This is a genomic window from Klebsiella sp. M5al, assembly GCF_002090195.1.
Taxonomy (GTDB): domain Bacteria; phylum Pseudomonadota; class Gammaproteobacteria; order Enterobacterales; family Enterobacteriaceae; genus Klebsiella; species Klebsiella grimontii.
Genome location: NZ_CP020657.1, coordinates 5433617 through 5446538 on the forward strand (window position 1 = coordinate 5433617; position 12922 = coordinate 5446538).

Annotated in this window: 13 protein-coding genes; 4 read left to right on the forward strand and 9 right to left on the reverse strand. The window is 55.9% G+C overall.

The features are described from left to right. Positions 1 to 16: 16 nt before the first annotated feature. The 3 genes from gntR to BWI76_RS26255 all read right to left on the reverse strand — a co-directional run bounded on the left by gntR (position 17) and on the right by BWI76_RS26255 (position 2981). Complete coding sequence (gene gntR / locus BWI76_RS26245; RefSeq protein ID WP_004106498.1) at positions 17 to 1012, reverse strand: gluconate operon transcriptional repressor GntR; 996 nt, start codon at positions 1010 to 1012, stop codon at positions 17 to 19. 114 nt (positions 1013 to 1126) lie between these two features. Continuing rightward, entirely contained in the window at positions 1127 to 1822 is a 696-nt protein-coding gene (locus BWI76_RS26250; protein WP_049087563.1) for a pirin family protein, read from the reverse strand. 121 nt (positions 1823 to 1943) lie between these two features. Continuing rightward, a complete protein-coding gene (locus tag BWI76_RS26255) occupies positions 1944 to 2981 on the reverse strand; it encodes an oxidoreductase (RefSeq protein WP_004870212.1) in 1038 nt (345 codons plus the stop codon). A gap of 232 nt (positions 2982 to 3213) precedes the next feature. On the opposite strand from BWI76_RS26255, the gene BWI76_RS26260 reads away from it, so the two are divergent. Together BWI76_RS26260 and yhhY are read left to right on the forward strand one after the other, a co-directional pair. Further along, entirely contained in the window at positions 3214 to 3852 is a 639-nt protein-coding gene (locus BWI76_RS26260) for a bactofilin family protein (RefSeq protein ID WP_004870209.1), read from the forward strand. A gap of 247 nt (positions 3853 to 4099) precedes the next feature. After that, on the forward strand, positions 4100 to 4591 hold the full coding sequence (gene yhhY / locus BWI76_RS26270) for an N-acetyltransferase (protein ID WP_004870206.1): 492 nt from the start codon (positions 4100 to 4102) through the stop codon (positions 4589 to 4591). 50 nt (positions 4592 to 4641) lie between these two features. On the opposite strand, the gene ggt is transcribed toward yhhY, so the two are convergent. After that, positions 4642 to 6384 carry a gamma-glutamyltransferase gene (gene ggt, locus BWI76_RS26275; protein WP_004870203.1) on the reverse strand — a complete coding sequence of 581 codons (1743 nt, stop codon included), beginning with the start codon at positions 6382 to 6384 and terminating at the stop codon, positions 4642 to 4644. 121 nt (positions 6385 to 6505) lie between these two features. Here ggt and BWI76_RS26280 point away from each other — a divergent pair, with 121 nt between their 5' ends. After that, positions 6506 to 6826 (forward strand): DUF2756 family protein, encoded by a 321-nt coding sequence (locus BWI76_RS26280; RefSeq protein ID WP_004870201.1) that lies wholly within the window; start codon positions 6506 to 6508, stop codon positions 6824 to 6826. 23 nt (positions 6827 to 6849) lie between these two features. On the opposite strand, the gene ugpQ is transcribed toward BWI76_RS26280, so the two are convergent. The 5 genes from ugpQ to ugpB form a co-directional block, all read right to left on the reverse strand. Beyond that, on the reverse strand, positions 6850 to 7590 hold the full coding sequence (gene ugpQ, locus BWI76_RS26285) for a glycerophosphodiester phosphodiesterase (RefSeq protein ID WP_064371548.1): 741 nt from the start codon (positions 7588 to 7590) through the stop codon (positions 6850 to 6852). After that, positions 7587 to 8657: a sn-glycerol-3-phosphate import ATP-binding protein UgpC gene (locus BWI76_RS26290; protein ID WP_004126131.1), complete on the reverse strand. Its 1071-nt coding sequence runs from the start codon at positions 8655 to 8657 to the stop codon at positions 7587 to 7589. Before BWI76_RS26290 ends, ugpQ begins: the two co-directional genes overlap by 4 nt. A 1-nt stretch (position 8658) precedes the next feature. Then, the gene (ugpE, locus tag BWI76_RS26295) at positions 8659 to 9504 is read right to left on the reverse strand and encodes a sn-glycerol-3-phosphate ABC transporter permease UgpE (protein ID WP_004870197.1); all 846 of its coding nucleotides are present in this window, start codon (positions 9502 to 9504) and stop codon (positions 8659 to 8661) included. Continuing rightward, positions 9501 to 10388: a sn-glycerol-3-phosphate ABC transporter permease UgpA gene (gene ugpA, locus BWI76_RS26300; protein ID WP_004870196.1), complete on the reverse strand. Its 888-nt coding sequence runs from the start codon at positions 10386 to 10388 to the stop codon at positions 9501 to 9503. Before ugpA ends, ugpE begins: the two co-directional genes overlap by 4 nt. Before the next feature lie 122 nt (positions 10389 to 10510). Then, on the reverse strand, positions 10511 to 11827 hold the full coding sequence (ugpB, locus tag BWI76_RS26305; RefSeq protein ID WP_004870193.1) for a sn-glycerol-3-phosphate ABC transporter substrate-binding protein UgpB: 1317 nt from the start codon (positions 11825 to 11827) through the stop codon (positions 10511 to 10513). Between the two features lie 271 nt (positions 11828 to 12098). On the opposite strand from ugpB, the gene BWI76_RS26310 reads away from it, so the two are divergent. Then, positions 12099 to 12866, forward strand: a complete 768-nt coding sequence (locus BWI76_RS26310; protein WP_004870191.1) for an IclR family transcriptional regulator — start codon at positions 12099 to 12101, stop codon at positions 12864 to 12866. The last annotated feature ends 56 nt before the right edge of the window (positions 12867 to 12922 follow it).

The following is a 12922-nucleotide window of genomic DNA, read 5'->3' on the forward strand; positions in this document are numbered from 1 at the left end:
CTTCAAATTTGTCAGTTTAAATAGATCCGCCCGGTGACAATGTGAAACCTAAATCTAACATCTTAGGCGTCACCGCTTCACCGCGTATCCGCGCCAGCAGACGTTCTGCGCCAATCCGCCCCATCCGCTCGCGCGGCGTCAGCACGCTGGCCAGACGCGGCTCCATCACCTGGCCGATATCGTGGCCGTGGAAACCGGCAATCGCCATATCGTCAGGGATTTTCAGCCCCAGGCGCTGGCACTCAAACGCCGCGCCGACCGCAAGGTCATCGTTGGTACAGAATATGCCGTCAAGCTGCGGATATTCACGACGCGCCTGGCGCATCAGCTCAATCCCCGAGGAATAAGAGGAAGACTGCTCAACCATCACGCTGTAGGGCGTCATCCCGGCATCAAGCATCGCCTGCTCGTACCCCTTCTGTTTGATGATAGTACGTTCATCAAGACGTGCGCCAAGATAGGCTACGTGACGGTGGCCATGATTGATAATCGCCGCGGTCATCTGCCGGGCCGCTTCAAAGTTATCAAAGCCGACGGCGATATCGAGACACGGCGACTGGCTGTCCATCAGTTCCACGACCGGGATCCCTGCGACCTCGATCATCTTCAGGGTGCGCGGCGTGTGGGTTCGTTCGGTGAGGATCAGGCCGTCAATGTTCCAGGAGAGCATGGATTCCAGACGTTTTTCTTCCATTTCCGGCTTATAGCCGTAGTGCGCCAGCATCGTCTGGTAACCGAAAGAGTCAGTCACGCTTTCAATACCGCGCAGCACTTCTGAGAAAACCTGGTTGGTTAACGAGGGCAACAACACGCCAATGGCGCGGCTGGTGGCATTAGAGAGGATGTCAGGGGCGCGATTAGGAATATAACCCAGTTCATCGAGAGCAACGGCTATCTTGCCACGCAGCGCTTCGGAAACCTGTTCCGGGTTACGTAAATAGCGACTGACCGTCATTTTGGTCACGCCGACAAGATCGGCTACATCCTGAAGTACGGGTCTTTTCTTTTTCATCGTCCTGACTGCGATCAACGGGGAAACATTTTCCCAGTTTATCACGGACAAAGCGCAACCTTCCCTAACATCCGGGAAGGTTGCGCAATTTATTTAGACCCGATCGGAGAACGATCAGACGGGCGGCAGATCGAACAGCAGAATTTCGCTATCGCTGTCGGCGTGTACGGAAATCGCCTGCTCGTCCCAAATTGCCAGGCCATCGCTGGTGGTGGCTTTCGTTCCGTTGATGGTGACTTCACCTTTCACCACCTGGATCCACACCCGACGTTCAGCGGCAATCTGGTGCACCGACTGCTCATCTTTCAGCAGCGCCCAGCGGTACAGCTCCATATCCTGGTACACCTTCAGCGAACCTTCACGAGCATCCGGCGACAGTACCAGCTGTTTGCCCTGCGCGGCGTCAAAGCGGCGCTGTTCGTAGCGCGGCGTGATGCCATTTTTTTCCGGCATAATCCAGATCTGGTACAGATGCAGTTTTTCCGTGGCGCTTGGGTTGTACTCAGAGTGACGAACTCCGGTACCCGCACTCATGATCTGGAACTCGCCCGCCGGCACCTGCTCTTTATTCCCCATGCTGTCCTTGTGCTCAACGGCGCCTTCCAGCACGTAGGTCAGGATTTCCATGTCCTTGTGCGGATGGGTACCGAAGCCCTGGCCGGCATCAATCACGTCGTCATTGATTACCCGCAGCGCCGAGAAGCCCATAAAGTTAGGGTCGTAATAGTTCGCGAAAGAGAAAGTATGCCAGGAATCCAGCCAGCCGTGGTTAGCGTGGCCGCGTTCGTTAGCTTTGCGTAAATAGATCATGTTGCACCCCCGTATGTTTTCGATGGACTCAGTGTGGACCCAATCGCCAAACGATCATAGAGGGTGAAAATTGACTCCTCTGTTCAAAAAATATGAATGAGTACAGAGGAGCCATGATGGCTTATCGGCTAAGGGTAATTGTGGCAGGTGATGGCTGTTCAAAGCCGCGTTCGAGGATCTCCAGGTTTGTGAGAACTTCAGATTCCTTGACGAAATTTGGCTGACCGTTAACCAGGGTTTCATACAGCGAATCATAGACCCGCCCATAGTCGCCGCTTTCAAGCGGGATCTCTTCCCGTACGGTTTCACCCGCCTCATTGACGTACTCCAGCAGGCCAACCGTCTCATCCGCGCCGAATCCCGGCTCGCCCGGCATAATATTGGCCTTCAGGCTGGTCTCCTGCTGGTCGATACCGTATTTAATAAACGAACCTTTATGGCCATGGACGATGAATTTTGGGTAGGGCAGCTTCACCAGATGGCTGGTTTTGACAATCGCCTTCAGGTTGCCGTAGAACAGCTGGGCCTCAAAGGTATCGTCCGGGTTGGCTTTGTTGCGCAGGCTACGGATGTCGTAAGAGACATGGTGCGGGCGACCGAACAGGGAGATAATTTGGTCCAGGGTATGGACGCCCAGGCCGTAAAACGTGCCGTCCTGAGGCAGCCCGGGCTTCCCTCCATCTACCGGACGATAGTTGTCGAAATGGTTTTCAATCTCGACGATCTCGCCAAGCTTTCCGCTCTCAATCACTTTCTTAGTGGTCAGGAAGCAGGAGTCGAAACGACGATTCTGGTACGGCGTGACCGTCAGTCCCTTGCTTTTCGCCAGGGCGAATAGCGTTTTTGCCTCCTCAAGCGTCGGGGTAAAGGGCTTTTCAACCAGCACATTTTTGCCCGCCTCCAGCGCTCGTTTCGCATAGGCAAAATGGCTGTCCGCGTGGGTGCAGACAATCACCAGTTTGACCTGCGGGTCGTTAAGCACTTCGTCGAGGTCGCTGGTGAAGTGGATGTGCGAATACTGCGGTGCCTGTTCTTCCGGCTTTGCGCTGCGGCGATAGATATGCGCCACGTGCCAGCGGTCTTTTCGATGCAGGACATAGGGAAGATGGTAGCGGGTGGTGCTTTTGCCAAATCCAATAAATGCGCAGTGCAAAGTCATAACGCTATCCTTATTTAAGGTCTCTGCTGTTAACCATAGCGCAAGCTGGCTGCAAACTTAACCCCTTCAATGAGTGTGACAAATTCTTAAATGTTAAATTTAGCGCGCAAATTTATTGACCCTGCAGGCTAAATTCTGGATAAGAGGACCCCTCGGGAAAAGAACGTTTTTTATCCAGCGCGCCCACCGTTTCCCAAAATACGATGACTAAAGGAGTAGCCATCTCGTTCGCATGGAAAGCAAATATATCGCCTTAAATAGCGCCCTTCTCTTTTGGCTGCTTGGCCTGATGGCCTGGTGCTTCGAATCCACGTATCTGGCCTGGCTATCGGGCTCTTTCTCCTTATCCTCCTTCGTTTTTCATTTTCAATATCAGCGGATTAACCATATGTTTAAAAAAAACAAAATCATTGAAGCTACGCCACCGGCGGTGAATACAGCGGTACTCAACGGTGAATCTCCATCCGCCGTGGCCCGAAAACCGGCCACCACGGTTATCGCCAGCGGTATCCGCTTTGACGGAAACATTATCGCCGAGGGAGACGTCGATATTTACGGCACCGTAAGCGGCAATATCGACGCGCGCGAGAGTCAAATTAAGATCATGACCGGCGGTCTGGTAGAGGGGAATATCACCTGCCGCGAGCTGGTTATCGACGGCTGCGTCATCGGCCAGTGCCGCAGCGAGACGATTGAAATCGATAAGAACGGCAACGTTACCGGCACGTTGGCCTACCGCACGCTGACCATCAAAAAGGGCGGTGTTTTTTCCGGCCAGGCAGAACTGCTGCCGGCGGCAGATAAGAGCAACGTCGTGGGGTTTATCGCGGATACCGCTATTGAAACTAAAGATAAGATTGAGGCGCAGTAGCAGCCATCCGGGCGCGGCGGAAAAAAAGCAAAAAAAAGCCAGCACCCGGCTGGCTAAAGTAATACTGGAAGCAATGTGAGCAATGTCGTGCTTTCAGGCTTTCCGCAAGGGTCTCCCTGAATGCAGAGCAATAATAATCATTCTCATTCGCACTTGTCTACTCCTTTTTGCAAAAAATAGTCGTTGATCCCTTTTTTAAAGTCAGTGATGTTTAAAGGGACGATTAACCCAAAAAGGAAAATGAAGAATGAGCGACATAGTGATACGCCACGCCGAGCCACGGGATGCGGAACCTTTACGCCAGATGACTGCGCTTCCGGAGGTCTATCACGACACGCTACAGCTTCCTCATCCTTCTATGGAAATGTGGCAGGAACGCCTGCAACCGAAACCCGGTAGCCGTCATCTGGTCGCGACAATCGACGAACAGGTGGTGGGCCATCTTAAGCTCAGCGTGGAGCCCAATCCTCGCCGCAGTCACGTCGCGACCTTCGGCGTTAGCGTTGCCGCGCAGGCGCACGGTCGTGGGGTAGGCAGCGCGCTGATGCGCGAGATGATTAATCTCTGTGATAACTGGCTGCGCGTCGATCGTATCGAGTTAACCGTGTTTACGGATAATCCCTCCGCGGTAGCGCTTTACCGCAAATTTGGCTTTATTGTCGAAGGGACCGGCAAGAAATACGCCCTGCGCAACGGCGAATATGTCGATGCCTACTTTATGGCGCGGCTGAAGGGGTGACGCTCAACTAACCCTCTCCCGGCAGGGAGAGGGTCGGAGTGAGGGTAAACCTAATACCCTGCCGTTAAATCATCCGGGGAACGCGGATCGGATGCGCCGTACAGCGTGCCGTCCGGGCCAACCATAATACTCTGAGTGCTGCCCATCGCCTCTTTCACCGCCACTTTCTGCCCCTTGCTCTCCAGCAGCTTCAGCGTATCCGGGCTGAATCCCTTCTCCACCCGCAGTTCATCCGGCAGCCATTGATGATGGAAGCGCGGGGCGTTAGTGGCTTCCGCGACGTTCATTCCAAAATCGATGGTATTCACCACCATCTGCAGTACGGTAGTGATTATGCGGCTGCCTCCGGGACTACCGGTTACCAGCCAGGTTTTGCCATCTTTCACCACAATCGTTGGCGACATCGACGACAGCGGGCGCTTTTTCGGCTCGACGGCGTTGGCGTCACCGCCCACCAGCCCGTAGACGTTCGGCACGCCGGGTTTAGCCGAGAAATCATCCATCTGATTATTCAGCAGAATGCCGGAGTTCCCCGCCACGATGCCGGTGCCAAAGGTCGTATTCAGCGTATAGGTCACCGCAACGGCGTTACCGTCTTTATCCACCACCGAGAAATGGGTGGTCTGATTGCTTTCGTACGGCGCCAGCTTGCCGGGACGGATCTGGCTCGACGGCTTCGCTTTATTGATATCAATCTGTTCAGCAATCGATTTGGCGTACGCTTTGCTGGTCAGCGCCTGCCACGGCACTTTGACGAAGTCCGGATCGCCAAGGTATTCCGAACGGTCGGCATAGGCGTGTTTTTCAGCTTCCGCCATCACCTGCATGGCATCGGCGCTGCCGAAGCCGTACTTATGCATATCGAAGTTTTCCAGGATATTCAGGATCTGCACGATATGAATGCCGCCGGATGAAGGCGGCGGCATTGAGAACACCTGGTAGCCGCGATATTCGCCGCTCACCGGCATACGTTCGACCGCTTTGTAATTCGCCAGGTCCGCTTTGGTGATAAGCCCGCCGTGATTCTTCATCTCAGCGGCAATCTGGTCGGCAATCACGCCTTTATAGAACGCGTCCGGTCCCAGCTCGGCAATCAGTTCCAGGCTTTTCCCCAGTTGTTTTTGCACCAGCTTATCGCCCTTTTTCAGCGGCTCGCCGTTTTTCCAGAAGATAGCCCGGCTGTTGGCATGGTCGGGGATCACTTCGCTACCGTAGGTTTTCAAGTCATCGGCCAGCGCATCGTTGACCGTGAAGCCCTCTTCGGCCAGCTTAATCGCCGGGCGAATCACTTTGTTGAGCGGCATCGTGCCGTATTTCTCCAGCGCCAGGGAGAAGCCGGCCACGGTACCCGGCGTACCGGAAGCCAGATGCGAGGTCAGCGATTTCTTACTGTCCGGGTTGCCCTGGTCGTCGAGAAACATATCGCGGGTAGCCTGTTCCGGCGCCATCTCGCGGAAGTCGATCGCCGTGGTATTACCGTCTTTGGTACGCAGCATCATAAAGCCGCCGCCGCCGATATTACCGGCCTGCGGATGGGTAACCGCCAGCGCGTAGCCCACCGCCACGGCGGCATCCACCGCGTTGCCGCCCTGACGCAGAATATCCACGCCGACCTTCGTTGCCAGCGCGTCCACCGAGGCCACCATCCCCTGCTGAGCGCGGACCGGATGAAAAACATCTTCCTCTACACCATAAGACACCGGCGGAGGAGCGGGATTTGCCGCGACGGTAAAACTGCCGCCCGCCAGCAACGCAGCGATAACCACCTGACGCCAGAACGTTGTTTTTATCATTGTCATACTCCTGAATGATGTTTTTATTTACCCATAATCCTGGATGATAAGTCTTAAAAAATCATTGTTGTGCCGGAAAGAGGGTAAACTTAAGAGATCCCATGAAAGGGAGGAGAGAACAATGAAAGCTATGTTATATCTGGCGGCGCTGCTGCCGCTGAGCGTCCTGGCGCAGCCGATCAATATCGACAATAACCCCAATCAGCCGGGGTACGTGGTGCCCAGCCAGCAGCGGATGCAAAATCAGATGCAAACCCAGCAAATGCAGCAGCAAAACAATCTGAAACAGAGTATTCAGAACCAGTCGCGCGCGCAGCAGCAGCATCTGCAGACGCAGTTGAATAACGACCGGCAGCGGGTACAGCAGAATGACAACCTGAACCGGCAGCAGCCTCTGCCAAACACCAACGGTGGGATGCTGCAGCGCCAGACGACCCCGTAAGGGCCGCCTGACGCAGGCGCAGATTACGCCGGGAAGTTGGGGCCGATGACGTCAATCGCATCGGTGCAGATGCTGTCCACGCCCCAACGCAGCAGCTCGGCGGCGCGCTGCGGTTTGTTAACGGTATACACCAGAATATGCAGGCCCGCGGCCTTCAGGCTCGCCACGCGCGCTTCATCCAGCAGCTTATGGTTGAGATGAAGAGAGATGCAGCCGAGGCGCGCGGTCAGTTCGCGCCAATCGTTCCGCCACTCATCCAGCAGCAGCCCGCGCGGCAGCTCGGGGGCGGCTTCCCGCGCGGCTTCCAGGGCATCGATTTCAAACGACGAGAGTAGCGGCGGGGTCATGCCCTGCCAGAGCTCACGCGCCGCCAGCGCTACCGCTTTACCGGTCAGCGGACCGGTACCAGTGGTCGGTTTAATTTCGATATTCGCCATCATGCCGTGCAGACGGCAGCGGTCCGCGACCTCGCTCAGCAGCGGCAGCGGCTCGCCTTTGAACTCGCCGCTGTACCAGCTGCCGGCATCCACTTTCAGCAGATCGCTCCACGTCAGATCGCCCGCCACGCCCCAGCCGTTGCTGGTGCGTTCGAGATTGTCGTCGTGCAGTAAAAAAATCTGCCCGTCTTTCGATAACTTCGCATCAAACTCAATCATCGTATGGCCGTAACGAGCGCCGGTATCGATAGCCGCCAGGGTATTTTCCGGGGCCAGTTTACCGCCGCCGCGGTGGGCGACGATAGGGGGATAAGGCCAGTGACTCATGCGCGTTGTCCTGTTTCACTATCAAAAAGGTGCAGACTTTCCTGCGGCAGATGCAGCCACAGGGTACTGCCCGCCTGCGGTCGCTGCTGGTGCGGCAGCCGGACCACCAGCTTCTGCTCACCCCAGCGCCCGTGGGCGAGGTTATCGGCGCCTAAAATTTCCAGCGTATCCATCACCAGCGGTACGCCACCTTCCGCCTGGGAGCTTAATGCAAAATGTTCCGGACGGATACCCAGCGTCATCTTACGCCCGGCATAGCGGCGATGTTCGCTGTTGATCGGTAAAAGCATCCCGCCTGCAAGCTCGAAGCGGCTACCGTCGTCGCTGACCCGGCCTTCCAGCAGGTTCATTGCCGGGCTGCCGATAAAGCTCGCCACAAAGCGGCTGGCCGGTTTTTCGTAGACCTCAACCGGTGTGCCAATCTGCTCGGCAACGCCTTTATTCATCACCATCACCCGCTGCGCGAGGGTCATCGCCTCCACCTGATCGTGGGTCACGTACAGCGAGGTGGTTTTCAGCCGACGATGCAGGTGCTGCAGTTCAAGACGCATCTGCACGCGCAGTTTCGCATCAAGGTTGGAGAGCGGCTCATCAAACAGAAATACCGCCGGGTCGCGTACGATAGCCCGCCCCATCGCCACGCGCTGGCGCTGCCCGCCGGAAAGCTCGCGCGGACGGCGCTTCAGCAGGCCATCCAGCTCCAGAATGCGCGCCGCCTCCTGGACGCGCTCAGCAATTAATCCTTTACCCAAACCGCGAATTTTCAGGCCCCACGCCATATTCTCTTCCACGCTCATATGCGGATAGAGGGCGTAGTTCTGGAACACCATCGCAATGCCGCGATCTTTCGGCTCCATTTCGGTGACGCGCTTGCGGTCGATCCAGATATCGCCGCTGGTGACCCGCTCCAGACCCGCCACCATGCGCAGCAGAGTTGATTTTCCGCAGCCCGAGGGGCCCACCATCACAATAAATTCGCCGTCCGCGACGTCCAGCGTCAACGGTTGGATCACCTGGGTTTTGCCATCCCAGCTTTTGGTTACTGCCTGTAGCTTAAGTCCTGCCATTTTATTTCTCACTATCCACTAAACCACGCACAAACGCGCGCTGCATGGCTAAAACGATGACAACCGGAGGAATCAGCGTGAGCAGCATCGCCGCCATCACCTGATTCCACTGCGTGGTGCCCTGGCCGATGGCGATCATCCCTTTGATGCCCGCGACCGCCGTGCCGAGATTCACGTCGGTAATGATCAGCAGCGGCCACAGATACTGGTTCCAGCCGTAGATAAAGGTGATGACGAACAGCGCCGCCAGGTTGGTTTTCGACAGCTGCAGCACGATGTCGCGGAAGAAGCGCATCGGCGACGCGCCATCGATACGCGCCGCTTCAATCAGCTCGTCCGGCAGGGTCATAAAGAACTGGCGAAACAGGAAGGTCGCGGTGGCCGAGGCCATCAGCGGCAACGTAAGCCCGGCATAGCTGTCGAGCATTTTCAGGTTGGCGATCACTTCCACCGTCGGGAAAATACGCACCTCAACCGGCAGCATCAGCGTGATAAAGATCATCCAGAAGAACAGATTGCGCAGCGGAAAACGAAACCAGACGATGGCGAAAGCGGAGAGCATCGAGACCGTAATTTTACCCACCGTAATGCCGAAGGCCATGATGAAGCTGTTGAGCATCATCAGCCAGAACGGCGCACTGTTGGCTCCTACGCCGTTCACCCAGATAAATTTCATGTTTTCGAGCAGATGCCCGCCGGGGATCAGCGTCATCGGCGTGTCAAAGACCGCTTTACTGTCCAGCGTCGCCGCGACAAAGGCGACGTACAGCGGGAACAGAATGACCGCAATCCCTAAAATCAGCATGGTGTGGCTGAAAATCGTCAGCCCGCGACGGTTCTCAATCATTGGTAGCGCACCTTTCTTTCAACGTAGCGGAACTGCACCACCGTCAGAATAATGACGAGGAACATCAGCACCACCGACTGGGCGGCGGAAGCGGAAAGGTCGAGCCCGGCAAAACCTTCACGATAGATCTTATAAATCAGCGTCGTCGTCGCCTGAACCGGCCCGCCGCCGGTTGCGGCATCGATAACCGGGAAGGTATCAAAGAAGGCGTACACCAGATTGACCACCAGCAGAAAAAAGCTCACCGGGGCGATCAGCGGCAACGCCAGCCTGAAGAAGCGGCGAACCGGGCCGGCGCCGTCAATGGCGGCGGCTTCTACCAGCGAGCGAGGAATCGATTGCAGCGCGGCGAAGAAGAACAGGAAGTTGTAACTAATCTGCTTCCACACCGAGGCGAAAACCACGAGGAACATCGCCTGGCCGCTGTTCTGCGCGTGGTTCCAGTCGTAGCCCATCTCACCGAGGAGATGGGTAATTAGCCCGCGGCCGGGGTTGAACAAGAAGATCCACAGCACCGCCGCCACCGCGGGCGCAACGGCATAGGGCAGCAGCATCAGCGTCTGATAGAAACGGCTGCCGCGCACCACGTAATCCACCAGCGCGGCGAAAAATAGCGAGATCAGCAGGCCGCTGACGGTAACCATCGTGCTGAACTTAATGGTGGTCCAGAAGGAGTCCAGGTAGTACGGGTCCTGGAAGAGGGCTAAAAAGTTATCCAGGCCGACAAACTGGCTGGAGAGCCCAAACGGATCGACGCTCTGCAGCGAATACCACAGCGCTTCGCCCGCGGGCCAGATAAAAAAGATGACGGTGATGACCAGCTGCGGCGCGACCAGCAGATAGGGCAGCCAACGCGAGCGGAACACCGGACGGGATGATGACATAGTTAAACTCTGAGTTGGTTTCCCCTCATCCCGGCCCTCTCCCTAAACGGATGAGGGTGAAAAGACGGCTCCGGGCGATCCCCTCTCCCCGGCGGGGAGAGGGTGAGGGGCTGGCTATAAGATTACGACTTCGTTGACTGCTCGAAACGGCGCAGCAGCTGATTACCGCGCTCAACGGCCGCGTCCAGCGCCTGCTGAGGCGTTTTCTTACCGGTCCATACGCTTTCCAGTTCTTCATCAACGATGGTGCGGATCTGCGGCATATTGCCCAGGCGCAGACCTTTGGTGAACGGCAGCGGCGGCTTGTTCAGCATCTGGCGCGTCGCGATATCGGCGCCGGGGTTCTTATCATAGAAACCCTGTTCGCGGGTCAGGTTGTAAGCGGCGGTGGTAATCGGCAGATAGCCGGTTTTCTGATGCCATTCGGCGGCATTTTCCGGCTTAGTCAGGAAATCGAGGAATTTGGCGACCCCGGTATAGGTTTCTTTGTCTTTACCCTGCATCACCCACAGGCTGGCCCCGCCGATAATGGCGTTTTGCGGCGCACCCTTCACGTCGGCGTCGTACGGCATCATGCCTACGCCATAGTTGAACTTCGCATACTGACGGATATCCGCCAGCGAGCCGGAGGAAGCGGTGGTGATGGCGCAGTCGCCGTTATAGAACTTCTCGGTTGACTCGTCTTTGCGCCCAAAGTAGCTGAAGTCGCCTTTCTTGTTCAGCTCTGCGAGCAGGGCGATATGCTTCACCTGCTCTGGCTTGTTGAACTCCAGTACCGCATCGGTACCGTCGAAGCCGTTGTTTTTAGTGGCGACCGGCAGGCCGTGCCAGGCGCTGAAGTTTTCAATCTGGATCCAGCCCTGCCAGCCGCTGGCGTAGCCGCACTTCATCCCGGCGGCCTTCAGCTTCGCGGTATACGCCGCCAGATCCTGCCAGGTTTTCGGCGGCTGTTCCGGGTCTAAACCGGCTTTTTTAAAGGCGTCTTTGTTGTAGTACAGCACCGGCGTGGAGCTGTTAAACGGCTGGGAGAGCAGATGGCCGGTTTTGGAGTCGGTGTAATAACCGGAGACGGTAGGCACGAACTGCGTTTCATCAAACTGAATGCCCGCATCGCTGAACACCTGATAGACCGGCTTTATCGCCTTAGAGGCCATCATCGTCGCGGTGCCGACCTCATAAACCTGCAGAATAGCCGGCGCGTTGCCGGTACGGAAGGCGGCGATGCCGGCGCTCAGGCTCTGTTCGTAGTTGCCTTTGTATACCGGAACAATTTTGTAGTCCGGGTTGGCTGCGTTGAAACGTTGCGCCAGTGAATCAACTTCTTTCCCCAACTCCCCTTCCATCGAATGCCAGAACGGGATAGTGGTTACCGCCAGGGCTTGTCCGGCAAATGCCAGGCTGAGCGCCAGTCCTAAAGCTGTATGTCGTAACGATATCATCGGTTATCTCTCTTGTTGTTCCGGATGCGCGATTTCACGCGTTTTATGTTCGCGGGGGTAACATGACATGCTCGAATGACAGAAAAATAACTATTGCATTACAAAAATATTACAATAAATTGGCAAAAACATGATGAAACGGTGAAAAAAAAGTGGCAGGGAAATGGCAAAGCGAAAAAGAGCGCCCGCGCAGACTACAGATAATCAGGGATCTGTAGTTAAATAGGGTTCGTTAAAGAGCACTCTCCGGCGAGCCGTCACAAGGAAAAATATGAAGACGCTGCATAAACCTACCGAGCGCGTTTTACTCATTCTGGAAACCTTAGCCAACGCGGACGGAATGACGCTTTCCGAGCTATCGCTCAAGACGGATATTTCAAAGGGAACCATTTTCCCGATCCTCAAATCACTGCAGTACCGGAAATATATCAGCCACGACGATCGCAACGGTATTTACACGCTGGGTATCTCATGCGCGGTGCTGGCCAGCTCAACGGTGGAAAAAGAGTTCTGGCTGAAAACGATCAATAGCGAAATGCACGCGGTGGTCAACGAATGCAATGAAGTTTGTCAGCTCGGCATTCTGGATGACGCCTGGGTGCTCTATGTTGATAAAGTCCAGGGCGACCAAACCGTGCAGCTGGTCTCTAAGGTAGGGACTCGCCTTCCGGCGATCTGCTCTGCGCTGGGCAAAGCGCTGCTGCATAAGCACCGCGACGAAGAGATTCTCGAGCTCTATCCGCAGGGTTTTCCCTCCGTTACCGCCCGCAGCGTGACCAATATGGCTCAGCTTCGCCAGCAGCTGGAACGGGTCGCCGCCAGCGGTTATGCCATGGACGATCGGGAAATCAACGATGACACTATTTGCTTCGCGGTGCCGCTGCTGCAGAAAGGCGTCATTCTGGCGGCGATCAGCGTCTCCTTGCCCTCTTTCCGCGCCAGCGATGAGAAAACGCAGCAGGTCATTCGCGCGTTAAAAGAGGCAAAGGGTCGTATTGAGAGCGTGCTCAACAAGCTGCCGGATATCAAAAATTACTGATTTATTCGCCAACGGCGCCAGCGTAATTGTGATTACCCACACAATACCGATATTTA

Excerpts from the sequence above, each read along its gene's own strand:
- BWI76_RS26310 (WP_004870191.1), top strand. The coding sequence starts at position 12,099 with ATGAAGACGCTGCATAAACCTACCGAGCGCGTTTTACTCATTCTGGAA.
- ugpB (WP_004870193.1), bottom strand. The coding sequence starts at position 11,827 with ATGATATCGTTACGACATACAGCTTTAGGACTGGCGCTCAGCCTGGCA.
- BWI76_RS26280 (WP_004870201.1), top strand. The coding sequence starts at position 6,506 with ATGAAAGCTATGTTATATCTGGCGGCGCTGCTGCCGCTGAGCGTCCTG.
- BWI76_RS26290 (WP_004126131.1), bottom strand. The coding sequence starts at position 8,657 with ATGGCAGGACTTAAGCTACAGGCAGTAACCAAAAGCTGGGATGGCAAA.
- ugpA (WP_004870196.1), bottom strand. The coding sequence starts at position 10,388 with ATGTCATCATCCCGTCCGGTGTTCCGCTCGCGTTGGCTGCCCTATCTG.
- yhhY (WP_004870206.1), top strand. The coding sequence starts at position 4,100 with ATGAGCGACATAGTGATACGCCACGCCGAGCCACGGGATGCGGAACCT.
- BWI76_RS26255 (WP_004870212.1), bottom strand. The coding sequence starts at position 2,981 with ATGACTTTGCACTGCGCATTTATTGGATTTGGCAAAAGCACCACCCGC.
- gntR (WP_004106498.1), bottom strand. The coding sequence starts at position 1,012 with ATGAAAAAGAAAAGACCCGTACTTCAGGATGTAGCCGATCTTGTCGGC.
- ugpE (WP_004870197.1), bottom strand. The coding sequence starts at position 9,504 with ATGATTGAGAACCGTCGCGGGCTGACGATTTTCAGCCACACCATGCTG.
- BWI76_RS26250 (WP_049087563.1), bottom strand. The coding sequence starts at position 1,822 with ATGATCTATTTACGCAAAGCTAACGAACGCGGCCACGCTAACCACGGC.
- ugpQ (WP_064371548.1), bottom strand. The coding sequence starts at position 7,590 with ATGAGTCACTGGCCTTATCCCCCTATCGTCGCCCACCGCGGCGGCGGT.
- BWI76_RS26260 (WP_004870209.1), top strand. The coding sequence starts at position 3,214 with ATGGAAAGCAAATATATCGCCTTAAATAGCGCCCTTCTCTTTTGGCTG.
- ggt (WP_004870203.1), bottom strand. The coding sequence starts at position 6,384 with ATGATAAAAACAACGTTCTGGCGTCAGGTGGTTATCGCTGCGTTGCTG.